Source organism: Variovorax sp. Soil_C_39 (assembly GCF_057656815.1).
Genome location: NZ_JBDGJQ010000047.1, coordinates 1 through 452, shown reverse-complemented (window position 1 = coordinate 452; position 452 = coordinate 1). Strand labels below are relative to the sequence as shown.

Here is a 452-nt window from a genome sequence, read left to right as displayed (position 1 = left end):
ATCGTCAAGGTGGGCAGCGGCACGCTCACGCTCACGGGCGCCAACAGCTACACCGGCGGCACCACCGTGGCGGCCGGCACCCTGAGCGTGAACAACACGAGCGGCAGCGCCACCGGCAGCGGCGCGGTACAGGTGCAGGGCGGCGCAACCCTGTCCGGCAGCGGCACCATCGCAGGCGACGTGACACTGGGCAAGGGCGCCGTCCTGTCCGCGGGCAACACAGGCGTCGCCAGCGGCGTCGGCACGCTCACGACGGGCAACCTCAGCCTCGGCAGCGGCGCGGTGCTGAACTACGACCTCGGCCAGGCCGGCGTGGCGGGCGGCACGCTGAACGACCTGGTCAACGTCAACGGCAACCTGCAGCTCGACGGCACCTTGAACGTGGCGCAGACGGCCGGCGGCCAGTTCGGCGCGGGCCTGTACCGGCTCATCAACTACACCGGCACGCTGAC

General features: G+C 71.7%; 1 protein-coding gene. It reads left to right on the top strand.

The window, feature by feature from the left end; genetic code table 11:
• Window positions 1-452 (top strand): autotransporter-associated beta strand repeat-containing protein (locus AC3A6J_RS28040; protein WP_487863278.1); only part of this gene is annotated, 452 nt, incomplete at both ends.